General features: G+C 40.6%; 21 protein-coding genes. 9 read left to right on the forward strand and 12 right to left on the reverse strand.

Translation table 11 applies throughout. The features are described 5' to 3' along the window. Positions 1 to 2 precede the first annotated feature (2 nt). The 4 genes from ASU31_RS01115 to ASU31_RS01130 all read left to right on the forward strand — a co-directional run bounded on the left by ASU31_RS01115 (position 3) and on the right by ASU31_RS01130 (position 5,982). Positions 3 to 1,046 (forward strand): alpha/beta hydrolase, encoded by a 1,044-nt coding sequence (locus ASU31_RS01115; protein ID WP_057930832.1) that lies wholly within the window; start codon positions 3 to 5, stop codon positions 1,044 to 1,046. 4 nt (positions 1,047 to 1,050) lie between these two features. Next, entirely contained in the window at positions 1,051 to 2,133 is a 1,083-nt protein-coding gene (locus tag ASU31_RS01120; protein WP_057930833.1) for a serine hydrolase domain-containing protein, read from the forward strand. Positions 2,134 to 2,694: 561 nt separating this feature from the next. Next, the gene (locus ASU31_RS01125) at positions 2,695 to 5,238 is read left to right on the forward strand and encodes a heavy metal translocating P-type ATPase (RefSeq protein ID WP_057930555.1); all 2,544 of its coding nucleotides are present in this window, start codon (positions 2,695 to 2,697) and stop codon (positions 5,236 to 5,238) included. A gap of 282 nt (positions 5,239 to 5,520) precedes the next feature. Continuing rightward, on the forward strand, positions 5,521 to 5,982 hold the full coding sequence (locus ASU31_RS01130; RefSeq protein ID WP_057930556.1) for a DUF4262 domain-containing protein: 462 nt from the start codon (positions 5,521 to 5,523) through the stop codon (positions 5,980 to 5,982). A 74-nt stretch (positions 5,983 to 6,056) separates the two neighbouring features. Here the strand turns inward: ASU31_RS01130 and ASU31_RS01135 are convergent, their stop codons facing one another. Next, positions 6,057 to 6,869, reverse strand: coding sequence for a helix-turn-helix domain-containing protein (locus ASU31_RS01135; RefSeq protein ID WP_057930557.1), 813 nt, complete (start codon positions 6,867 to 6,869; stop codon positions 6,057 to 6,059). Next, positions 6,870 to 7,841 carry an aldo/keto reductase gene (locus ASU31_RS01140; protein ID WP_057930558.1) on the reverse strand — a complete coding sequence of 324 codons (972 nt, stop codon included), beginning with the start codon at positions 7,839 to 7,841 and terminating at the stop codon, positions 6,870 to 6,872. A gap of 410 nt (positions 7,842 to 8,251) precedes the next feature. On the opposite strand from ASU31_RS01140, the gene ASU31_RS01145 reads away from it, so the two are divergent. From ASU31_RS01145 to ASU31_RS01155, 3 genes are all read left to right on the forward strand, one after another. Further along, positions 8,252 to 9,148 (forward strand): hypothetical protein, encoded by an 897-nt coding sequence (locus ASU31_RS01145; RefSeq protein ID WP_057930559.1) that lies wholly within the window; start codon positions 8,252 to 8,254, stop codon positions 9,146 to 9,148. 169 nt (positions 9,149 to 9,317) lie between these two features. Further along, positions 9,318 to 9,797 (forward strand): CPCC family cysteine-rich protein, encoded by a 480-nt coding sequence (locus tag ASU31_RS01150; RefSeq protein WP_057930560.1) that lies wholly within the window; start codon positions 9,318 to 9,320, stop codon positions 9,795 to 9,797. A 17-nt stretch (positions 9,798 to 9,814) separates the two neighbouring features. After that, positions 9,815 to 10,318: a hypothetical protein gene (locus ASU31_RS01155; protein WP_057930561.1), complete on the forward strand. Its 504-nt coding sequence runs from the start codon at positions 9,815 to 9,817 to the stop codon at positions 10,316 to 10,318. 39 nt (positions 10,319 to 10,357) lie between these two features. On the opposite strand, the gene ASU31_RS01160 is transcribed toward ASU31_RS01155, so the two are convergent. Beyond that, the gene (locus ASU31_RS01160) at positions 10,358 to 11,200 is read right to left on the reverse strand and encodes a helix-turn-helix domain-containing protein (RefSeq protein WP_057930562.1); all 843 of its coding nucleotides are present in this window, start codon (positions 11,198 to 11,200) and stop codon (positions 10,358 to 10,360) included. A gap of 120 nt (positions 11,201 to 11,320) precedes the next feature. After that, a complete protein-coding gene (locus ASU31_RS01165; RefSeq protein WP_057930563.1) occupies positions 11,321 to 11,809 on the reverse strand; it encodes a hypothetical protein in 489 nt (162 codons plus the stop codon). Positions 11,810 to 12,105: 296 nt separating this feature from the next. On the opposite strand from ASU31_RS01165, the gene ASU31_RS01170 reads away from it, so the two are divergent. Both ASU31_RS01170 and ASU31_RS01175 read left to right on the forward strand, forming a co-directional pair. Further along, positions 12,106 to 12,693, forward strand: coding sequence for a Crp/Fnr family transcriptional regulator (locus ASU31_RS01170; RefSeq protein ID WP_057930564.1), 588 nt, complete (start codon positions 12,106 to 12,108; stop codon positions 12,691 to 12,693). Positions 12,694 to 12,783: 90 nt separating this feature from the next. Continuing rightward, positions 12,784 to 13,536, forward strand: coding sequence for an SDR family NAD(P)-dependent oxidoreductase (locus ASU31_RS01175; protein WP_057930834.1), 753 nt, complete (start codon positions 12,784 to 12,786; stop codon positions 13,534 to 13,536). Between the two features lie 221 nt (positions 13,537 to 13,757). On the opposite strand, the gene ASU31_RS01180 is transcribed toward ASU31_RS01175, so the two are convergent. The 8 genes from ASU31_RS01180 to ASU31_RS01215 form a co-directional block, all read right to left on the reverse strand. Continuing rightward, positions 13,758 to 14,459, reverse strand: a complete 702-nt coding sequence (locus tag ASU31_RS01180) for a sulfite exporter TauE/SafE family protein (RefSeq protein ID WP_083505229.1) — start codon at positions 14,457 to 14,459, stop codon at positions 13,758 to 13,760. Continuing rightward, complete coding sequence (locus tag ASU31_RS01185) at positions 14,456 to 14,884, reverse strand: FixH family protein (RefSeq protein ID WP_057930566.1); 429 nt, start codon at positions 14,882 to 14,884, stop codon at positions 14,456 to 14,458. The genes ASU31_RS01180 and ASU31_RS01185 overlap by 4 nt, the downstream gene beginning before the upstream one ends. 81 nt (positions 14,885 to 14,965) lie before the next feature. Then, entirely contained in the window at positions 14,966 to 16,348 is a 1,383-nt protein-coding gene (gene ccoG, locus ASU31_RS01190) for a cytochrome c oxidase accessory protein CcoG (RefSeq protein WP_057930567.1), read from the reverse strand. After that, positions 16,332 to 17,300 (reverse strand): cbb3-type cytochrome c oxidase N-terminal domain-containing protein, encoded by a 969-nt coding sequence (locus tag ASU31_RS01195; protein ID WP_245224448.1) that lies wholly within the window; start codon positions 17,298 to 17,300, stop codon positions 16,332 to 16,334. The genes ccoG and ASU31_RS01195 overlap by 17 nt, the downstream gene beginning before the upstream one ends. Continuing rightward, complete coding sequence (locus ASU31_RS01200; RefSeq protein WP_057930568.1) at positions 17,287 to 17,469, reverse strand: hypothetical protein; 183 nt, start codon at positions 17,467 to 17,469, stop codon at positions 17,287 to 17,289. Before ASU31_RS01200 ends, ASU31_RS01195 begins: the two co-directional genes overlap by 14 nt. 3 nt (positions 17,470 to 17,472) lie before the next feature. After that, a complete protein-coding gene (ccoN, locus tag ASU31_RS01205) occupies positions 17,473 to 19,614 on the reverse strand; it encodes a cytochrome-c oxidase, cbb3-type subunit I (RefSeq protein WP_057930569.1) in 2,142 nt (713 codons plus the stop codon). Positions 19,615 to 19,687: 73 nt separating this feature from the next. Then, positions 19,688 to 19,867, reverse strand: a complete 180-nt coding sequence (gene ccoS, locus ASU31_RS01210) for a cbb3-type cytochrome oxidase assembly protein CcoS (protein ID WP_029278967.1) — start codon at positions 19,865 to 19,867, stop codon at positions 19,688 to 19,690. After that, a complete protein-coding gene (locus ASU31_RS01215) occupies positions 19,864 to 22,248 on the reverse strand; it encodes a heavy metal translocating P-type ATPase (RefSeq protein ID WP_057930570.1) in 2,385 nt (794 codons plus the stop codon). Before ASU31_RS01215 ends, ccoS begins: the two co-directional genes overlap by 4 nt. Positions 22,249 to 22,251: the final 3 nt, after the last annotated feature.

Raw genomic sequence — 22,251 nt, forward strand, 5'->3', positions numbered from 1 at the left:
AGATGAAAAATTTACTCAGACTTTGCTTTTTACTATTGATTTTATCAGCTTGCACTAAAGGAGGTGATTCGCCGTCAACAGAACCTATAGATGATGATTTAGATGGGCCAATTTCTCGACCTGCATCTGGATATGGAGCTGATGGCAGTTACAAGGTTGCAGAGATCAATTTTGCAAACCCAACCTATTCCGGAACCAATGTAACTATTTTCTATCCTGCCGGGATTACCTCACCCAAAGGAACTATTTTCTATTCACATCCTTATGGCGGCGAAGATAAAAATTATGCAAAGGGCCTTTTCGAGTTCATTGCAAAAAAAGGTTTTGTAGTGGTTTTTGTTCCCTATCCAACAACCGGAGTTAGTATAGATGACAGATATAACACACTCTGGACAGGCTTTTTAAAGGCAGCAACAGACTATCCGAATCTTATCGACAAGACCCGCGTTGGCTTTATGGGGCATTCTTTTGGTGGAGGTGCTTCAATTGCCCTTGCTTATAAAGCGTTCACCGATTATGGTTGGGGACAAAATGCCCGTTTCCTTTTCACCATGGCACCCTGGTACAGTTATCAGATTACCAATGCACAACTTCAGAATTTTCCTGCCAATACAAAAATGATTGCCCAGGTTTATGATGAAGATATTATTAACGACCACCGTTTAGCAATCGATATCTTTAAAAACATCAGCATTTCCGCGGCAGAAAAAGATTTTATCTACATTAAAGCAGCCACAATTGCAGGGTACACTTACCACACGGAACACACCATGCCAAATACAAGAACAGCATTCGATGCTTATGATTATTACGGCATTTACCGCCTGCTCGATGCCATGATGGATTATAGTTTTAATGGCGATCAGGCCGCAAAAAATGTGGCTCTAGGAAACGGTTCAACAGCACAAATAACAATGCCTGGATATAAAAATGAAGTTTTGCCACCGTTAGAAGTAAGCGATAATCCGGTGCCTAAATATGCACAAAGCCGATATGAATTTCAGTGCGGCAGTACAGTTAATCCCAGAATTGGAAATTGTAATTAAAAATATGAAGAAGTTAATTTTTAGTATCTTGATTTTATTTTGTTGCGGAAATTTAAACGCACAGAACTTCTCTAAAATCGATACCTGGCTACAGGAACACGCCGATGTAATGGGCGGCAGAGTTTACCTCATACTCTATAAAGACGGGAAAATTGTATATAGCAAAGGCGTGAGCGAGCTTTCTGCAAAACAGAAAATGGTGGGTAAAATTGTAGCCAGGAGACAAGGCAAAACTGCCGATTTCAGCGATTACACCGCTACAACCCGGCAGCAGATTGCCAGTTGCAGTAAATGGCTGAGCGCTGCCTTGGTAATGACTTTTGTTGATGAGGGTAAGCTGAAACTTAGCGATACGGTTGGCAAATATCTTCCGGTTTTATCGAAATCGGGCAAAGGGAATATCACCATTAGCGAATGTTTATCGCACATGACTGCCATAAAATCTCCTGATTTAAAAGAGAGTTTAAGCGAAATGCGACAAACCAATAGCATGGATGAAGCCATCCAAATGATTGCTGCTTTGCCTATGGAGGGCGAACCAGGAAAGGTTTTTAGATACAGCAATACCGGATTACAAATCGCCGGAGCAGTGATTGAAAAAATCAGTGGCAAGAGCTTCGAAACCTTATTTGCCGAAAGAATTGCCAAGCCTTTAGATATGAAAAATACCGATTTCGGGAAAGGTAAAGTTGCATTGCCTGCAGGTGGGGCGAGCAGTACACCAAACGATTACATGAATTTTCTTACTATGATTGTAAATAAAGGCATTTTTAATGGCAAGAGAATTCTATCAGAGAATAGTGTGAACCAAATGCAAATTAACCGTGTAACTGGTGAAGTTAACAAAGCTTATGCCCCCACAGAAGCAGGAAATTTTGGCTATGGCTACGGCGAATGGGTGATGGAAAATAGTATAAACAATAAGCCGGGTAACGCTGTTACCAGTCCCGGCTTATTTGGCAGTTATCCCTGGATTGATAACCAAAAGAAAACGGCTGGCTTTTTAATGGCCTTTTACCTTAACAATAAAGGAAGACACGAATACTATGTTGAGTTGAAGAAGTTAGTTGATGAGGCCTTGAAGTGAAGGCAATGCCAGGTAATTCCACAATTAGCAGTTATTATTAATGCTTCTTCTTACTGCTGTACTACCCTTTGAAGTTATTCGCTAAAACCTTTCAAAATCTACAACTGCCTAGCAATGCCCGTAAAAGTTACGACATATTAAAGCTTGACAAATTCACTAAATCTCTTAATCGTTATATAACCTTGCCTGCTTGCTCATCCGGGAAGTGGAGACGATAATTCCTAAAAGATTAATGCCTACATTGATCTGTTAAAAAACTGGTGTAGAAAAGAATCTCATATCCAGTTTTCTCCTCTTGATCTACGTATAATTATATAAAACATAAGGAAAATTGTATAAAGCTAATTGCAGGTCTTTGTATAGATTTGTTATATAAGAATTAACCTTGAGCGCTTTTAAATGTAGGTTCCCACTAACCTACACTGCTCAGTACCGGCTGAACGTAAATATATCCGGCTTTGCAGGACTAAGAACCCGGCGGGGACGGACTGTTGACTTTAATAAAATTGAATAACATTGCTATCCTCCGGCATTAATTTTAAATCCTAAAAAATCAAAAACATGGAACATCGCTATAAAATAAGCGGAATGAGCTGTCAGGGCTGCAGGGCAAAAGTTGAAAATGCACTAAACTCGATTGATGGCATTTCTGCAAAGGTATCCCTGGAGCCTGCCGAAGCCATTATTAGCATGGAAAAACATGTCCCAACCGAGAAATTGCAAAAGACATTATCTGCGGCGGGAAATTACGGTATTGAGATGGGATCTCATGAAAAAGAGGTTTTAAAAGCACCCGGGCAGATAAATAGTGTTCATTATGAATCAGAACACCAACATCATTCGCCAGCTAAAAAAAACGATATAAACCAAGGAGGAGAAGTATTCTATTGTCCGATGCATTGCGAGGGCGAAAAAACTTATCCAAGAGCGGGACATTGCCCTGTATGCGGAATGGACCTGGTGAAACAGCCTGAAAAGAACCGGCCGTCACAGTTTACCTGTCCGATGCATCCCGAAGTTATCAGGAATGAGCCGGGAGCATGCCCAATCTGTGGGATGGATCTGGTTCCTACTGGAGCAGTTCTGGAAGAAGAAGATAAAACTTATGATTCGCTGCTCAGAAAGTTTAAGATTGCAGCAGCATTTACTATACCCATTTTTGTCATCGCAATGACGGAAATGATTCCCAATAACCCACTGTTTGATTTGCTGGAACTTAAATACTGGAACTGGATTCAGTTTGGATTATCCATTCCTGTAGTTTTTTATGCTACCTGGATGTTCTTCCAGCGCGCCTGGATATCGGTGATAACCTGGAAACTTAATATGTTTACCCTTATAGGGATAGGTGCGGGAGTAGCCTGGCTTTTCAGCCTGGTCGCACTGATTTTCCCCGATATTTTTCCTGCCCAGTTTAAAACGCACCACGGGACGGTCTTTGTTTATTTTGAAGCGGCAACGGTTATCCTGACATTGGTACTGCTCGGACAACTTTTAGAGGCCAGGGCGCATGGAAAAACCAATAGTGCCATCAAGGAGCTATTGAAACTAGCCCCAAACACCGCTACTAAAGTGATTGGGGATAAGGAAGTGTCGGTAACCATTGAAGACATCCAGAAAGGAGATCTTCTAAGGGTAAAGCCCGGAGAAAGCATTCCGGTAGACGGCAGCATTGAGACCGGAGAGGCGGTAATTGATGAATCGATGATTTCAGGAGAACCGGTTCCTGTAGAGAAAAAAACAGGCGAAAAGGTAACTTCGGGAACAATTAACGGCAATAAGACTTTTGTAATGGTAGCCGAAAAGGTAGGCTCGGAAACCCTCTTATCCCAGATCATCGAAATGGTAAATTCCGCCAGCCGCTCTAAAGCACCCATCCAAAAGATGGCCGATAAGATCTCCGGGTATTTCGTGCCGGTTGTGGTGCTCATATCCATTATAACATTTTTATTATGGGCATTATACGGTCCCGATCCGGCATATGTTTATGCCTTTGTAAATGCAATAGCAGTATTGATTATTGCATGTCCATGCGCCCTGGGTCTTGCAACACCAATGTCTGTAATGGTGGGTATTGGCAAAGGTGCCCATTCTGGTATCCTGATAAAGAATGCCGAATCGCTGGAGAAAATGAATACGATTGAGGTAGTTGTGATTGACAAAACCGGAACGGTAACAGAAGGTAAACCTTCGGTCGAAAAAGTGGTTAGCGTAAACTCAAGCTTTACCGGAATGGATATTCTAGAAAGAATTGTGGCTTTGAACAGCAGCAGTGAACATCCACTGGCACAGGCAACTTTACGCTATGGCGAAGAAAACAAAATAGATGTTAAGCCCCTAACAAGTTTTGAGGCAATCACAGGAATGGGCGTAACAGGCAATTTGGGATCGGAAATACTGGCTTTAGGCAACCAAAAATTAATGGAGCAGGTTAAGGCGGTAATCAATCCTGAATTAAAAGAGCAGGTTAAGGCTGCTCAAAAAGAGGGCAAAACGGTCTCTTATCTGTCTGTAGGAGAAAAAGCAGTCGGGTATGTTGTGATTTCTGATAAGATTAAGCCTTCCAGTGCATCTGCTATACAAAAACTCCAGAGGGAGGGTATCTCGGTTATGATGTTAACCGGCGACAATGAGGATACAGCTAAAGCAGTTAGCGCAACGCTGGAGTTAGATGGCTATAAAGCCCAGATGCTTCCTGAAGATAAATTAAAGGAAATAAAAAGACTCCAGGCTGAAGGCAAAAAGGTGGCGATGGCGGGAGATGGCATTAACGACGCCCCCGCACTTTCCCAGGCCGATATTGGCATAGCCATGGGAACAGGAACCGATGTGGCCATACAAAGCGCAGGGATTACCCTTGTAAAAGGAGATTTGAACGGGATCGCAAAAGCAAGGTTATTGAGCCACAAAGTGATGGCAAACATCAAGGGCAATCTCTTTTTTGCACTTGGATACAATATTGTGGGCATCCCGGTTGCTGCCGGCCTGCTCTATCCTTTTTTCGGGATCCTGCTCTCGCCTATGATCGCAGCCCTTGCAATGAGTTTGAGTTCAGTTTCCGTTATCCTCAACTCCCTCCGCCTGAGGAATGCAAATATCGATTGATTTTTAGCAAACGGATAAACTGGACGATAACTAATTATGAATCCACTCTATATTAGCTACTTTCGGCCAGCAGTATCAAGTGATCTGGTAGTATTTTGTATGTTTCAGAGAAAGTGGCTCTTCTCCACCGTCGTTGGTAGCCTAAGCCACTGAGCAAGTATGGATAATCCCCAGTTAGCGTTATCCTAGCGCGCCGCATATGCTACTAAAATCAATCTGAATATCTAATAACCGTACTTGCCCATATTTAGATTATCTGCTATTTTGCAAAAAAGTTCTCCAATGAAGACAACCGAGGCTCAAAAGAAAAAATATTTCAAAAACGTCAATGATAATATCCGTAAAGATGGCTATCATACCACAGCTGTTTTAGAAGCAGAAAATGCTACACCTTTTGCTTATTCCACAGGGATTTATGAGAATTTCAAAATCCCGGAGTTGTTCATTTCGGGCCTTGGCCCAAACCTTTCTGGCCAATTAATTAAAAGTTATGCAGATCAATATAAGTTTGGGGATGTACCGCTAAATAAAAGAATTACAGACTTAACGGAAAAATTTGCGGTATACTTTATTAAGGTCACCAATGAAAGTTTATCTGATTATGTGTTATCTTCAATCAGGCACTACGAGGACAAAAAATATGAGTATTTACAAGTCGTATTTCCCGACTTAAATGGAAATTTCCCAAATGAGCCAAGCTATGATTATGACCAGAAGATTTTTGGAGACTTCGAACCAAAATAAGAACCTTATTTAGTACATTCTTGGCACCTCACACTAAAACAATAGCTAAAATACACTTCCTTTAAATCCATACCTTAAGAATTTAGCGCAGTAGGTGCCATGCCGAACTTCTTTTTGAAGGAATGTGAGAAGTGCGACAGGCTTTCGAAGCCAAGATCCAGATAAATGGCAGAAGGTTTTTGATGTTTGCTTTCGATGAGGTGTTTGGCTTCCGTTAGGCGTTTATCCTGAAGCCAATGACGGGGTGGAACACCGAATGTTTTCAGGAAATCGCGTTTGAAACCAGCCAGGCTGCGACCGGTAAGCTGCGCGAATTTTTCGATAGGCACATTAAAATGATAGTTGCTCAGCATAAACTTTTCCAGGTCTATTTTATGCGGTTCTGAAAAGTCGAACAAAAAGTTACGCAGTGCCGGTAGGGCAAGTAATAGTAGTTTAATTCCTTCTTTCACTTTCAAAATGCCCATTTCATTGGTCATGGTGGCACCTGAGCTTCGAGCATAGGGAACAATAGATTGAAAATAGCCTTTGAGGAATTCGTTTGATGGAATCAAGATATTTGGCGGACCAATATACTTCTGGTCTGCTGTTAACTTTTCTTCCAACACGATCTTGCGCAAAAGGTCTTCCTGCAGGGATATAACGATGGTTTCATAGTTTCCTCCGGGCAGCGGTGTTTTGGTGAGCGTACCCAGCTGGTTTTTGCCAATCAACATCAGTTCTCCTCCGGTCATCGAAATACTTTGCCCAGCGGTTTCTAAGGTGAACTGCCCTGAAACCTGCAATACCAGGGTATGGTGGTTCCAGAAACACACTTTCTCTTTCCGCTGGGCAGAGAGGTAAGAATAAAAGATTAGGCCTGGGAGGATTTCTGCTGGATTGGTCATTTAACGTTGTAAATAAGTACCGCCACGTATGGCACCTACTGCAAAAGTAGTATTTAAAGTGTTCATTTCCTGCGGCGTAAATACAATATCAAGCGCTTTTATATTTTCGGGCAGGCGCGATCTGCGGCTCATGCTCACTAAAGGCATGATATGATCGCCCTGCTCCTTTACCCAGGCAATGGCAAGCTGCGTAGGTGTACAGCCTTTATGCTGGGCCATTTGTTTCAATACTTCTACTTTTTCGAGGTTATGAACCAGGTTTTCGCCCTGAAAACGGGAGAAATGGCTATGGTAATCGTTTTCTGCAAGCGGCGCTTTCATTTCACCGGTTAATAAACCTTCGGCGGTATTGGCAAAGGCCACTACAGCGATGCCCAGTTCTTTTGCTGTTGGCAACAGTTCGCTTTCGATCTGACGGTCGGCCAGCGAATAGCCGATTTCCAGCGCACTGATAGGGTGAGTTTCGTTTGCTTTACGAAGCTGATCAGCCGTAATTTCAGACACGCCAATGTGACGCACCTTACCTTCTTTAATCAGGTCGGCAACCGTTCCAATGATGTCTGCTACAGGCACGCTGTCGTCCATTCGGCAGGGCTGATAGAGGTCGATGGTTTCGATACCTAAACGTGTTAAAGAGTAATTAATAAAATTTTTGATCGCTATGGGCCGCAGATCTAATCCAAGCCACTGGCCGTTATGAAAAATGGCACCGAATTTTACGCTGATAAAAGCCTCATCGCGCCTGTCTTTAATGGCTTTGCCAATTAACATTTCATTATGACCGGCACCATAGAAGTCGCCTGTATTTAAAAAATTAATGCCACTATCCAACGCCTCCTGAATGGTGGCAATACTTTCTGCTTCGCTGGGCGTAGCACCACCCCACACAGAAGACATGCGCATACAACCCAAACCAAGTTTAGATACGAAAGGGCCATTCTGACCCAACTGAATTTTTGTGATGTTGTTCATGAAACAAAGATCAACATTCGAAACACCTAAGGCTTTCTTCTACGGCTCAAATATTTTGTCTGTACGGCTCACTTACCCAGGTAATTCTTTTAGCACCCAAGCTTAATACAACTATAAGCATGTGCTTTCGTTAAATGAATAGCTTATCTCTTTGATAAAACCTTAATTAGTGATTACTGTGAAATGCAATTCATCTAGCCCATCCGCTAAGATTTGCACTTTTAGGAAAAATCAATATCTTGTAGCAACTAAATTAACAATTATGCTCAATCTCAATTCAAACATTCATAAGCGTTTGAACCCGAAGGAAAACCATATAAAATACGCAAAAGAAAACTATGCTGAATTAGATGAATCGAAGGTTCGTTTAAGTCGAGCTGCATCCATTTACTAACTACGACAATATCAACATGAGCTTCGATCTATACTTCTACAAACGAAAAGACAGTCAGCAAACGGAAGAACAAATAGCAGAATACCTGACAAAAAACCTTTCTCATAATCTTAGTGATCATCCGAGACAATGGCATTATGAAAATCCGGAGACAGGGGTTTATTTTCTCATTGACTGGAACGAGCCAGAAGACGACCAGGACAGCATTGAAAACTTTGATAATTTCCAAGACTATAAATATCTGAACTTCACTTTCAGTATTAACTTTTTCAGACCCAGATTTTTCGGACTTGAAATATTCCCTATAATTGAAAAATTCATAAACGACCTCGACCTTTTTGTTTTAGATCCACAAGACGAAACTGACCCAGACAATCCAAGGAAATTTCCTGCAGGATATTTTCAAGAACAATGGATTAGACACAATGATGGCGTAACATTAGACCAGTTTACTGATTTAAATTTTGAATATTTCCCTATTGACAAATCAAACTATCTATGGTGGTTTCAATTTAATAGAGAAGAACTTCAAAATAATTTGACAGAAGATTTATTTGTTTCAGGGCACTTTATTTTAAAAAGCAAAGAAGATGGGCAATTATATACTGCGTGTGTTTGGCCTCAACACATTTCAATAATACTTCCACCAGTTGACTTTTTAATAGTTCAAAAAGAACATAGAAAGCTTTTTAAAACGATAAAAGAAAGTGGACTTGTAACATATAGTACAGTTCTTAGTGAATTTGCAGACCACTTTGAAGATTATATACATGAAGTCCCAAACCTAAAAGTTTTTAGAAACACTGATTCTGACCAAATTAAAAAGAAATTTAATGCACTAAAATTGGGTAAAACTGTAAATGAATTTGGCAACGGAGTCAGCTTTGATGGTTTTGTAAATGTCCGACCGTGAAAGCCACTGCTGAGAGAAAAGGCGATTTTATGATATGGCTGCACAAGCATCTCTATAAAAATACTTGTGCAAGTTCTACATCAGGAATTCTATTGAACCTTAGCCCTAAAAATCTGCCACATCACCAAGCCGAAAAACATTCGCTGTCTGCTTAAAAAACATCATAAAAATGAAAGAACAGGAAAATTATACCGACAATTTTAAAGAACGGAGAGACTTTTTTCAAAAGAACTTCCCACTCAAAATTGGTATGCAGAGAATGGATGTGAATAGTGCAGACATTTTAAAAAACTCTTGCCCTGTTTGTGGTTATCTAACACTGGAAGAAAGAAATTCATTTGATATTTGTGGGATATGTTTTTGGGAAGACGATGGCGTTGATGACTTTGAAGAAAATGAAGACAGTGGGCCAAATGATATGACCTTAAAAGAAGGACGGGTAATTTTCCAGGAAGCTAAGTGTAAACTATTGAACACCAAATTTAGTGATAACCATTTAACAGAAACACTGAAAAACAGTTTTATAACACTTGACCATTTCATTGAGCAAAACAATGCTAAGACAGAAATCATTAATATGCAAAATGAAATACTTGACTTATTGACAAAAAACGATGTGTATGGACTGGAACAACTATTCGACAAATAAAGCTGAAATACAGCAATATGAACAGACTAAAAAAACATAGGGGACTTAGACGTTATTATAAAAACCTTAGGGTAAAAAACAGCAATTGGTCTGGATTGAACTTCGAAGACCCTGAACATGCCTGGTTTGATTTATGGCACACACATTTTGACTGGCGTGGTTATGGCAATAATAGTTTTAAAAAACGTAAACCTCATCTCAACAAACTATTTAGACATTTTGATCTACTCGAAGAAAAAGCAAAGTCTTTGCAAACTGATTATCAAATATGGGCAACGTTAATCGATTTTGACAGTTATAACGATGCCTTATTTCTACACACTCCGAATCCGAACCATAGCAACTTTCCCTGGACAATAAAAGATCTTTCCAGAACAACTACTTTATCGAACAAGGAATTAAACTATTACATTGATGGCCTGACAGGTTATGAAAAAAGATATGGGCAAGCAGATGAGGCCTTTTGTGTGCTTTTCAAGAAAAATCTTGGCATCCCTGTAGTACCCCATCTAGTTATGTAATTTATAAATTAGCGCTAATTTACGGATAGCTACCCCCAACTAACGCTGCCGAAAATCACTAGGTGTACACTTGTATTTATCGCGAAAGCTTTTGGTAAAATTGGCCAAATCGTTATAGCCACATTTAAAAGCAATGTCTTTAATCCTTTCGTTTGAAATTAACAACAGTTCGGCCGCTTTTTCGAGCCTTTTGGTTTTGATATAATTGGCTGGCGTATCGTTGTAATGTCTGGCAAATTCGCGTTTAAAAGACGATAAACTCAAATTATTAAGTTGTGCCAGGCCTTCGATACTGAGTTGTTCGAAGAGGTTGGCCTCAATAATTTGCTTAAACGTATAGGTAGCAGGAGAAAAAAGCTGTGTAAATATGGTTTGTATGGCCCTGGCATTAGCAGTTTGGGCCAGCAGCAGGATAATTTCTTTTAACTTTAAAACCAGTATATCCTCGTTAACCAGTGCCGGATGCTGAAAATAAAACAGCAAGCCTTCGATATATTTTTCGATTAAAAAATTGTTGCTTAAAATTTCGGCACTTTTGTTCGAAATCATCCGGTCTGGTGCCTGAAGGATGACTGGCATCTCCCGATCGTAGATCCGCTTTAAAATATCGGGATGAAAATTAACGACCATAATTTCGTTGATCCCCCCTTCATTTAAGTTACTAATGGTTTTGCTTGCTTGAATACAATTTAAAAACAAAGCATGTTTATGCGGTATATTTACCCGGTCTTCATCGCGGTGATATTGCATTTCGCCTTGTAACATGTACAAAAAGCAGGCATTATCAGTAATCGGGAAATCGAAGGTAAAAGGTGCTTTTATCCTGATGTTTTGGATAATGGATTTACCAAACAAATCGTATTTTTTATGGTCTATGATCATATTTAAAAAACCTTCAGCTATAAAAATAGAAAAACTAATGAATGGTTTGGCTTTTCTTCCCCCCTTGCATTAGCTTATCCGGTGTAGCATATCCTTCATCCGAAAACCACAAGCGTTGCTTTACCGTACTTTAAGTGCATTGCGTTGTTTAATGTACTGGTAGATGGCACCGCCAATAAATGCAATTAAGAGCACCAGTAATGTTTGGGCAATGATAGGATCGGTAGGTTTTTTGGCCAGTGGATGCCCCAGCGGAACCCGGGTAAAGGTTTCGTTCACGGTGGGAATGAGCGACAGAAAGAAGCTGAAAGAGAGCAAAAAATTCTCTATATAACGGGCCTTATTATTGGCACTTCGCTTTACCGAAAGCCAAAAAGCCACCACCACCAAAATAAAAATGAATACCGAAAAAATATGCCCGGCATTAAAGCCTCCATGTTTGGAGATTCCCAATGCAGTTAAAGCCGTAACAGTAGTGGTATACAAGTATATTTTACCACTTAGATGCGTTAAATCAATTTTGCCAAAGCGTATAAATGAAATGATTGCCGCTACAATGGCCACGATACCAATGATGGTATGAAAAATTCCTAAACCTGATAGTCCCATAGTCTTTTTTGTTGAGTATGTAATTGTTTTACAAAAATGGCTATAGTAAGGTTAATGGGTTTTGTTTATTCGTTCAATTAATTGGTAATCCCGTTCAAAAATGACCAGGCATGTTGTTACCAGCCTAAAGTAACGGACAGTCTTGTGCTTTGGTTATGGCAGGTATGACATTATTAGAAGATTGGGTTAAGTGCCTTTTCCTGCAATTGAACAAGAACAAGTTTGAATAACCAAAAAGGCAGCAAAAAATAAGCTGAAAGTTTTATTTTTGAAGATTCTCCTTAAGCATTCTAAAGATGGATAATTTTCAAGCGCTGTTCGATTACGTTCAAAAACTTTCTGGCCAAACGCTTTCAGCGGAAGATAAGCAAATATTTATCGTACATTTCAAACCTAAAAAAATCCGTAAGCGACAATACTTTTTACAGGAAGGGGATGTATGTAAATATACTGGATTCATTGTGAAAGGTGCTGCCAAGACGTTTACGGTAGATGAAAAAGGGCATGAACATATACTAAAATTAAGCATTGAAAACTGGTGGTTAGCCGATTTTGAAAGTTTTTACAAGTTGACACCAAGCCGCTTTAACATAGAAGCGCTGGAAGATATGGAGATCTTACAAATAACCCATAACCTGGTAGAAGAATTCATAAAGCCTATTCCTGCCTTTTCAGCAATGCAGAACGTGCTGAGTCAAAACAACACCATAGCTACCCAGAAAAGGATGCAGTCTTCTATCAGTCAAACCGGAGAAGAACGGTTTCAAGAACTCGTTAACGATTATCCTCACTTTATACAGCGGTTCCCGCAAAATTTAATTGCTTCTTACCTGGGTTTAACACCGGAAACCTTAAGCCGGATCAGAAAGAACTCCTCAAAATAGATTGATCTTTGTTAAGCTTATTTAATGACTTTTGATAAGATGCAGTTCGTTGCGCAGGTGCATCTTTGGATCAACATTAAATTTAAGATCATGAGTAAATTAAAAAACAAAGTAGCCGTAATTACAGGCGGCAATAGCGGTATTGGATTTGGTATTGCCGAAGCATTTAAAAGTGAAGGCGCTGCCGGAGCTATTGTAGGTAGAAATCACCTAACTTTAGAACTTTCTGCTGCTCAACTGGGCAGTGATTTTATAGCCATCAACGCAGATGTAACTAACCTTGCCGATTTAGAACGGGTTTTTAAAGATACAGCCGAAAAATTCGGTAAAATAGATGTACTAGTAGCCAATGCCGGTGCCGGAACAACCGGAACAGTGGCAGACGTGAGCGAGGCGGAATATAACAAAACCATGGACCTCAACCTGAAAAGCGTTTATTTCACTGTACAAAAAGCGTTACCTTATATGAATGATGGCGGGTCTATAATCCTTATCGGATCAAATGCCGCACATCGGGCATACCCATCATTTGGGCTTTACGGCGCAGCAAAGGCTGCAGTGATCTTTTTGGCGAAAAGTTTTTCAAGCGACTTGCTAACCAGAAAAATCAGGGTAAATGTAATAACACCGGGTACTACAGACACACCTGCATTTGATAAGTTCGTTCCTGCTGAAAAAATCGAAGCAGTGAAAACGCAATTTGCAAGCGTGATGCCGATAGGCAGGATCGGGCAGCCGTCAGACATTGGTAAAACTGCTGTTTTCCTTGCTTCTGAAGATTCTTCGTTTTTGCTTGGCGCCGAACTTCTCGTTGATGGTGGCATGACCTACTTAGCTAAGTAATTTCTAATCTACTGGTATGAGTTCAAACTCGTACCAGTGATTACCAGATGGTAACGAGCCTGCAGTAAATATTGGGGATGGTATTCAACTGGCTTTCCTTTTATGGCCACTTGGAGTTGGTCTATGAATATTGCAGTACTACATTTATAGAATGCAACAATTTTCTTCTCTAAAATATTAAATCTCCATCTGAATAGAAAAATATTAAAGTGGCGCTTTTTTTACCGGCAATCTATAATATGACCGTAGGCACCCGTATTTCTTGGTGATATAAAGGGAATACCCAAATCTGCCGACCTCAAGATAAGTAAGGTACCCATAAAAAACATAAACCAGGGAATAAGCTTATTGGTGTTGAAACGGATGTATTTTTTCAGGAAGACCCCCCCTAACGAAATCATGAGCATCAGTGGCGTGGTACCCAATCCAAAAAGAAGCATAAAAGTACCGCCAGATTTAATACTACCGGTATTTAAAGCAGTTGCAAGTGCCAGATAAACCATCCCGCAGGGGATGATGCCATTAAGCATTCCGGCAAACAATCCCCACAATGGCAAATTGAATACTTTTCCCATAAGCCTGCTCAGCGGATTGAGCGCCTTTAACTGAAGCTTTGAAAACCTATTTCTATAAAAGTGGCTAAACTGTAGCGCTGTAAATAAAATCAGTATAGAACCGATTAGGATACTCAGCATTTTCTGATCGCTAAAAATGCGGATACTGCTCCCTAAAGCACCCACCAACAACCCTAACACAGTATACACGGTAATTCTGCCAAATTGGTACAACAAAAGCTGAAATCCACTTTGAAAGAAATTCTGTTTCGCGAATGGCATACCCAGCATAATCGGCCCGCACATTACGGCGCAATGAAGGCTTCCGAAAAGCCCCATCAAAAATGCCAATGGCAAATAATCCATCATAGGGTGATATTATTTTTAAACAGATAATCTTTTCCTGAGGAGTGCCACTGGAGGTTTAAAAACCACATTCCCCTGGGCATTTTAGTTTTATCAACCAGAATAAGATTCGCCGTTCCCGTGGTCTGTCCCTTTAACTTAACATCATCGTTGCTATTGGCGGGCCGCATTAAAATGAGGTTGTAGGTAGCACTATCTTTAATTTCAATAATAATCTGAGTTTTTGTAATGGTAATTTTAGGACTGGCATTATCGTCTATAACGTTCACTTTGGCATTGTATTCTGCATTATAATTAATCCCCTTTTCATAATAATTTTCTTCGATCAACGCATCCCGTCCGTGTACATGGAACATATAAACTACCATCCCCACAATAAACATCATGAATGCAATCATTCCCAACACTATTTTTGTTCCCCAGTTCATATCTCTTATTTTTTAATCTTGGATGAGTGAATTTTGAATGGCAACATAACTCCACATTCAATCATTCTCTCATTCTCTAACTCAATCCTCAATTCCTTCCGGTTGCGCGAAAAAACTTGTAGTTGCCGTGCTTAAAACTTTGCCATTGGCAATAATTTCGAAAACAGCATCGGTTTTATATTTTTTAATGGCCTTATTTTTCCTGATCAGAAAGAAAGTAAGGTGCACCGAACCTTCTTTTGGCAAAACATCAGCCTTTTGGATAAAATCAATTTCATCACCATCATTTTGCGACCTAAATCTGAATTTTACTGCTTTATTGGTTTTGTTGATCAGCTCTGCATTATAAAGATTGCTTGTTTTATCTGCTCCCCTACTCTGGTATAAAGTACCACTTGCTCTTAATACCGTGGTTTGGATATCTTCTCTTTTATAGATCAGTGAAGAAAAAACCATCATTACCACAAACAGTACCGCAGCGTAACCGTAAGATTTTAAGCCAATTTTATAGGGTTTACGTTTGTTAATAAAATCCTGATTGAAGAAACCGATCAGATTTTTGGGCCTGTTTATTTTAAGCATTACCTCGTTGCATGAATCGATACAGGCCGTACAGTTTACACATTCGAGCTGTGTACCTTCGCGGATATCGATACCCGTGGGGCAAACCTGCACGCAAAGTCCACAATCAATACAGTCGCCGGCTGTTAATTCATTAGCATTTTTTTGAAGATGCCCACGTGGCTCGCCCCTGGTAAAATCATAGGCTACTACCAAACTTTGATTATCTAACAAAACGCCCTGTAACCTACCGTAAGGGCAGATTACCGTACACACCACTTCGCGTACATAGGTAAATACCCCATAGAATATAAATGTAAACAGCCAGATGGATACAAAGCCAGAAATATGGCCTGATACGGGCTCCGTTATAATTTTAAGGAGTACATCCGAGCTGATCATGTATGCCAAAAAGGTATTTGCAATGGCAAAAGAAATCACCAGAAAAATAAAGTGTTTGCTTACCTTTTTGAAAAGTTTCTCCGCGTTCCAACCTGCTTCATCTAGTTTCTTTTGTTTGTTGGCATCGCCTTCAATCCAATACTCGATCCTGCGGAAAACCATTTCCATAAAGATCGTTTGCGGGCAAGCCCATCCGCACCATATCCTGCCCAAAATCACTGTAAAACACACAATGAACATGATAAAAATGAGCATCGCGAGCGCGAAAATGTAAAAATCCTGCGGTGTAAAAATCAATCCAAAGAAGACAAATTTTCTTTCTATAAAATTGAGCAGTACCAGTTGCTCACCGTTAAGCTTTAAAAATGGACAGGAAAACAAAAATAATAGCAGCACATAACTTACCCATTTCCGGTAGGTATACAACCTGCCCGATGGCTGTTTAGGATAGATAAAGTTTCTGCCCCTGCCTTTATTTTCTTTTTTATTTTTTGGTAACATTGGCTTGGTTTACACTGTCTGTTGCTGCCTTCATCTCGTTGTCTTTTGGGGTTTTAGCTTCGTATTTTTCACCCTGTGGTGCTTTAGCCCCGGCAGGATTTGTCCCTTTTAACGACAGAATAAAATTGGTAACTGCACTGATCTGTTTTGGGTTTAAGTTTTTCTCCCAACTGATCATTCCCTTTTCAGGAACACCATATTTAATGGTTTTGAATACATTATTAATGCTTCCACCATGTAGCCAGTATTCGTCGGTTAAATTTGGCCCGATGATGCCCTGGCCTTTATCGCCATGGCATACCACACAGTTTGTAGTGAAAACAGTTTTGCCCTCAGCCAGTACCGTTGGTGTATTATCAAACTTAACCGAATTCTCATCAATGGTATTGGCCGATTTTTCGAGGTAGGCTGTTTTTTCTATCTTCGCTTTGGCCATTTCATTTTCGTATTCTTTATCCTGCAGGTCTCCATAACCGCCAATGTGGTAATAAAAAAGATATGCCGCAGCAAAAATCATTGTACCGTAGAAAAGGAAGTTAAACCACGCCGGCACAGGATTGTTTAGTTCTTTAATGCCATCATAAGCATGATCGATTACCAGATCCTTTTCTTCTTCAATTGGCCTTAAGCTTAAAAGTTTTGTCCAGATTGAAGGTTTAACAGGTTGTTGCTTTAACCAGGTATCGTAATCCAAAACCGCCTCTTTTACCGGCTTGGTGTATGGTGTAGGATTTAACTGTTCCTGGTACATTACCTTGAACGCATTTAACAGGGTTACTGAAACAAAAAGCAGGACAATTGCAAAAACCAAGAGGATTATAATCAGTATTTCCGACTGGTTTAGCCCCAAACCTGCCTGAGCAGGTGTTACGTTTTCTGCCGCTTTCTCATCTGCAGCAAAGGCTGTAATTGAGATGAACAGGAATAACAACAATAGTTTAATCTTCTTCATGTGCAATAGGTTGATGGTCTTGAATGGGAAGCTGGCTCATCACTTCGATATGTTTTTTATTTAGTTTGAGCAGGTAAATACCCACGATTACAAAAAACACCATGAACATGAGCAGAGAGGTGATGAGGTATATTTCGCCGCCGGCTAAATCTTTGATCTGGTTGAACATATTTTATTGATTTGAAGGAATGGTTTCTTTATTTGCTTTTATATCGGTACCCAAACGTTGCAGATATGCAATAATGGCTACTATTTCCCTGTCGCTTTTAACCTTAATATTATTCTGTTTTAGGTCTAGTGCAATTTTTTCGGCCTGAACTTTTAAATCATCGTTAGCACGTTTATCATAACCATCGGGATAAGGAACGCCCAATGTTTGCATGGCCCTGATCTTGCTTGCTGTGGTTGTAATGTCCAGTTTCTGCTCAATCAGCCATGGGTATGGCGGCATAATGCTTCCTGGCGACATTGAAGTAGGATCGACCAGGTGATTGTAATGCCAGGCATCAGAATATTTCCCGCCTATGCGATGAAGATCAGGCCCTGTTCGTTTACTCCCCCATAAAAACGGGTGATCGTAAACAAACTCTCCGGCTTTACTATATTCTCCATATCGCTCAGTTTCTGAACGGAAAGGCCGTACCGTTTGCGAATGGCAGTTTACACAGCCTTCTCTGATGTACAGATCTCTCCCCTGAAGTTCGAGCGCTGAATAAGGTTTTACGCTGGCAATTGTGGGCACGTTAGATTGAATGGTAAATGTAGGCATCATTTCTACCATGCCTCCAATTAGGATGATGATGAGTGATAACACCATAAATTTCATTGGCTTACGCTCCAGAACCCTGTGCCAGGCTTTATCCGCTGAAGAGGTTTCGATGATAACTTTGCTTAGTGGCATGGCTTCTGCCGGTTCATTGGCAAGCAATTTAGCGCCCAACATGGTTTTGGCCAGGTTATAAGTCATTGCGATAACACCGGTTAAATACAGTGCTCCACCAATTGAACGCAAAACATGCATCGGGATAATCTGTAGTGTTGTGGCTAAGAAATTCGGGTACTTTAATAAACCTTCGGGCGTAAATTCTTTCCACATCAACCCTTGTGTAAAACCTGCCCAATACATCGGCACGGCATAAAAAAGGATACCCAAAGTACCTATCCAGAAATGGAAACCTGCCAGTTTTTTAGAGTATAATTCCGTTTTGTAAATGCGTGGAATTAACCAGTACAGCACACCGAATGTTAAAAAGCCATTCCAGCCTAAAGCACCAACGTGCACATGGGCAACAATCCAATCGGTAAAGTGGGCTACCCCATTAATCTGTTTTAAAGATAATAACGGACCTTCGAAGGTGGCCATACCATAAGCGGTAAGGGCAACCACCATAAATTTAAGGGTTACATCTTCTCTTACCTTATCCCAGGCACCACGCAAGGTTAACAAACCGTTGATCATACCGCCCCAGCTTGGTGCAATTAGCATGATCGAAAATGCAACGCCTAATGATTGTGCCCAACCAGGCAATGAAGTATATAACAAATGGTGAGGGCCGGCCCATATGTAAATAAAAATGAGCGACCAAAAATGCAGGATACTTAATTTATAAGAGTAAACGGGTCTTCCGGCCATCTTTGGCAAGAAATAATACATCATGCCCAGATAAGGCGTAGTTAGAAAAAATGCCACCGCGTTATGCCCGTACCACCACTGTACCAGTGCATCCTGTACGCCGGCATACACGTAATAACTTTTCATGAAAGAAATGGGCAGCTCAAAAGAGTTTACAATGTGCAATACCGCTATGGTAACAAATGTGGCAATGTAAAACCAGATGGCCACATATAAATGACGTTCTCTCCTTTTAAAAATGGTACCGAACATGTTAACGCCAAAAACCACCCATATGATGGTGATGGCAATATCAATCGGCCATTCCAGTTCCGCATATTCATGTGAGGTAGTAAAGCCCAGAGGAAGCGTAATCACTGCCGACAAAATAATCAGCTGCCAGCCCCAGAAGTGGATTTTGCTCAGCACATCGCTAAACATCCGTGCTTTTAACAAGCGCTGAAGGGAATAATAAACACCCATAAAAATGGCATTGCCCACAAAGGCGAAAATTACAGCATTGGTGTGCAGCGGCCTGATGCGGCCAAATGTGGTGTACTGACTGCCCATGTTCATTGCGGGTTTAAACAGTTGCATGGCTGCAAGCAAGCCAACTGTCATTCCTATAATTCCCCATACCAGGGTGGCAATACCAAAGTTCCGAACAATCTTGTTATCGTAAGTAAATTTTTCTAACTGCATAATAGAAGCTGAATTTTTGTATGTTTTGTATGCCAAAGGTATCTGGCAGTAGGCTGATAAAGTATGACGGCAGTTAGCTCGAAAAGTGATCTTCTTCACTTTTTTCAGCAACAACCTCATCATCGAAGAGCATGCGGATACCTGGGGTATGTACATCATCGTTCTGACCGGTTTTATAGGCCCAGAAAAACGCCGCCAGAAAGATGAGTGCCATTAAAACGCTGCAGCCAACCAAAAAGTAAAGGATGTTCATATCAGTTTATTTTTACGGGCAAACCACCTGGTTGCCAAAGTAGTAAAGGAGATAATGGTAACCGTACTAATCGGCATTAACACCGCGGCCACTAAAGGATAAAGTGTGCCCTGCACAGCAAAGTAAATACCAATACAGTTATACACGATGGCTATTGCGAAGCTTATTTTAATAATCTTCAGCCCATCTTTACTTAACCGGATAAAATCTGGCAGGAAGTTTAAGGCGCTGCCTTTGAGAATGGCATCACAGCCAGGTGTAAAATTATTGATGTTATCCGTTAATGCGATTCCAAAATCACTTTGTTTTAGGGCTCCGGCATCGTTTAACCCATCGCCCAGCATCATTACTTTATTCCCACCCTGCTGAAGCTTTAAAACTGCATGGAGCTTTTGGTGCGGGCTTTGGCGAAACCTGATCGTTGTTTTCGGAGTGAATATGGTATCCAGCATCCAACGATCTTTATCGGTATCGCCTGATAAAACCAGCAGCTTCAATTTCGAAAGTTTTAAGATCAACTGCGCTAATCCTGAGCGCCACTGCTGTTTGATATCAAAACATCCTTTATAAACATGGTCGATCACAATATGCACGCCGCTCTCGCGAGCAGATTCTACTTCCATGGGCAGCATAGAAAGATGTCCGGCATAAATGCTGTGGTTATTTATTTTAGCGGTCAAACCTTTTCCTACCACCTCTTTATAATCGCTGAGTGAATAGAACCGATCAACATTTAAGGCTTTTAAGATATGCCTGCTCAAAGGATGGTTAGAATTTCGCAAGAGGGAGCCAACAATAATCTTTTCCTCCCCGGATATCGTTCCGCTAAAACCGATCTCTGCATTTTCATTGCTGGTTAGGGTACCTGTTTTATCGAAAATCAGGGCATCGCATTTGGCAAGTTCTTCAACGGCATCGGTGTTTTTTACATAAAAACCCTTTTTATCAAAAACGGATAAAATAGCCGATAAGGTAAAAGGGGTACTTAAAGCCAATACGCAGGGGCAGGCCACAATAATTACAGCGGTAAATGCCGACCATGCTTTGTGGCTATCGTTCTGAAGTAACCAATACCCGGTAGCTGCAAATGCGATCAGGAAAACCCCCAGACTAAAGTATTTGGCTACGGTATCATTAAAGTTCTGTTTTTCGGTATTGTTTTTATAATTATCGTTGTTCCATAAACCGGTTAAATAACTCTGTGAAACAGGTTTGATCACTTCAAGTTCTATCGCTTCGCTGGTTTGCCTGCCACCTGCATAAATAATTTCGCCCAGAACTTTATGTACAGGGTCTGATTCGCCGGTAACAAAACTCATATCCATCCAGGCTTCACCTTTCATTAGAATCGCATCTGCAGGAACCAGCTCACCATTCCTGATCCACAGCCGGTCGCCGATCTTGATTTCGTTTATGGATACTGGTTTTTCTTTACCGTTTTGCAGGGTAGTTACGGCAATCGGGAAATAGGACCGGTAATCGCGATCAAACGAAATGTGATGATAGGTACGCTGTTTAAGCCATTTGCCCATTAAAAGCAAAAACACCAATCCGGTTAAGGTATCGGCAAAACCCGGGCCTGTACTGAAAAGGATTTCGAACGCAGTGCGCAAGAAAAGCACCGCGATAATTAACGCTAAAGGGGTATCGAGGTTAATATGCCTGTGTTTGAGGCTTGTTATTGCTGAGGTAAAGTAATCGCGACCGCAATAAAAAGCAGCAGGAATAGAGAACGTAAGGTTTAGCCAGCCAAAAAGCGATTGAAATTGTTTCTCGAAACCCGATAAACCAAAATATTCCGGAAAGCTAAAAAGCATAACATTGCCCATTAAAAATCCGGCAACGGCTATTTTTAATACCAAAGCTTTATCTACCGAACTGCTGTGTTCCTGTACTACATCCTGCAGACTGATCAAAGGCTCGTAGCCAATCTGGTTTAAAGTTTCTACCAGCTGCCTTAACGAAATTTCGTCGTGATTGAAACTTATGGTAACCTGTTTTTTAAGAAAATCGATCCGTGAGCTGTATATAGCGGGGTTGATTTTATAGAGGTGTTCCAGCAACCAGATACATGAACTGCAGTGAATGGCCGGAATATAAAATGTAATGATGCTCGAACTTTCATGTTTATAATCGAGCAGCTGATCGATAATTTTGGGTTCATCCAGATATTCTAAATGACTTTCATTTTTAAATTGCCTGCCTGGGTTATTGTTATACACATAATAATTGCATAAATTATTCTCTGAAAGGATCTTGAAAACGGCCATACAGCCCGCGCAGCAAAAATCTTTATCTCCCACCTGATATTTTACCTTGGGCAGATCTTCGCCACAATGATAGCAAAGGACCTGTGTTGCGGTTTTATTTTGATCTTCCATTTT

The sequence above is a fragment of the Pedobacter ginsenosidimutans genome (genome assembly GCF_001442625.1).
Taxonomy (GTDB): Bacteria; Bacteroidota; Bacteroidia; order Sphingobacteriales; family Sphingobacteriaceae; genus Pedobacter; species Pedobacter ginsenosidimutans.

Coding starts and splice junctions, on each gene's coding strand:
- ASU31_RS01120 (WP_057930833.1), top strand. CDS start 1,051: ATGAAGAAGTTAATTTTTAGTATCTTGATTTTATTTTGTTGCGGAAAT.
- ccoG (WP_057930567.1), bottom strand. CDS start 16,348: ATGTTACCAAAAAATAAAAAAGAAAATAAAGGCAGGGGCAGAAACTTT.
- ASU31_RS01150 (WP_057930560.1), top strand. CDS start 9,318: ATGAAAGAACAGGAAAATTATACCGACAATTTTAAAGAACGGAGAGAC.
- ccoN (WP_057930569.1), bottom strand. CDS start 19,614: ATGCAGTTAGAAAAATTTACTTACGATAACAAGATTGTTCGGAACTTT.
- ASU31_RS01140 (WP_057930558.1), bottom strand. CDS start 7,841: ATGAACAACATCACAAAAATTCAGTTGGGTCAGAATGGCCCTTTCGTA.
- ASU31_RS01195 (WP_245224448.1), bottom strand. CDS start 17,300: ATGAAGAAGATTAAACTATTGTTGTTATTCCTGTTCATCTCAATTACA.
- ASU31_RS01215 (WP_057930570.1), bottom strand. CDS start 22,248: ATGGAAGATCAAAATAAAACCGCAACACAGGTCCTTTGCTATCATTGT.
- ASU31_RS01185 (WP_057930566.1), bottom strand. CDS start 14,884: ATGAACTGGGGAACAAAAATAGTGTTGGGAATGATTGCATTCATGATG.
- ASU31_RS01175 (WP_057930834.1), top strand. CDS start 12,784: ATGAGTAAATTAAAAAACAAAGTAGCCGTAATTACAGGCGGCAATAGC.
- ccoS (WP_029278967.1), bottom strand. CDS start 19,867: ATGAACATCCTTTACTTTTTGGTTGGCTGCAGCGTTTTAATGGCACTC.
- ASU31_RS01125 (WP_057930555.1), top strand. CDS start 2,695: ATGGAACATCGCTATAAAATAAGCGGAATGAGCTGTCAGGGCTGCAGG.
- ASU31_RS01115 (WP_057930832.1), top strand. CDS start 3: ATGAAAAATTTACTCAGACTTTGCTTTTTACTATTGATTTTATCAGCT.
- ASU31_RS01135 (WP_057930557.1), bottom strand. CDS start 6,869: ATGACCAATCCAGCAGAAATCCTCCCAGGCCTAATCTTTTATTCTTAC.
- ASU31_RS01145 (WP_057930559.1), top strand. CDS start 8,252: ATGAGCTTCGATCTATACTTCTACAAACGAAAAGACAGTCAGCAAACG.
- ASU31_RS01165 (WP_057930563.1), bottom strand. CDS start 11,809: ATGGGACTATCAGGTTTAGGAATTTTTCATACCATCATTGGTATCGTG.
- ASU31_RS01130 (WP_057930556.1), top strand. CDS start 5,521: ATGAAGACAACCGAGGCTCAAAAGAAAAAATATTTCAAAAACGTCAAT.
- ASU31_RS01170 (WP_057930564.1), top strand. CDS start 12,106: ATGGATAATTTTCAAGCGCTGTTCGATTACGTTCAAAAACTTTCTGGC.
- ASU31_RS01160 (WP_057930562.1), bottom strand. CDS start 11,200: ATGATCATAGACCATAAAAAATACGATTTGTTTGGTAAATCCATTATC.
- ASU31_RS01180 (WP_083505229.1), bottom strand. CDS start 14,459: ATGATGGATTATTTGCCATTGGCATTTTTGATGGGGCTTTTCGGAAGC.
- ASU31_RS01200 (WP_057930568.1), bottom strand. CDS start 17,469: ATGTTCAACCAGATCAAAGATTTAGCCGGCGGCGAAATATACCTCATC.
- ASU31_RS01155 (WP_057930561.1), top strand. CDS start 9,815: ATGAACAGACTAAAAAAACATAGGGGACTTAGACGTTATTATAAAAAC.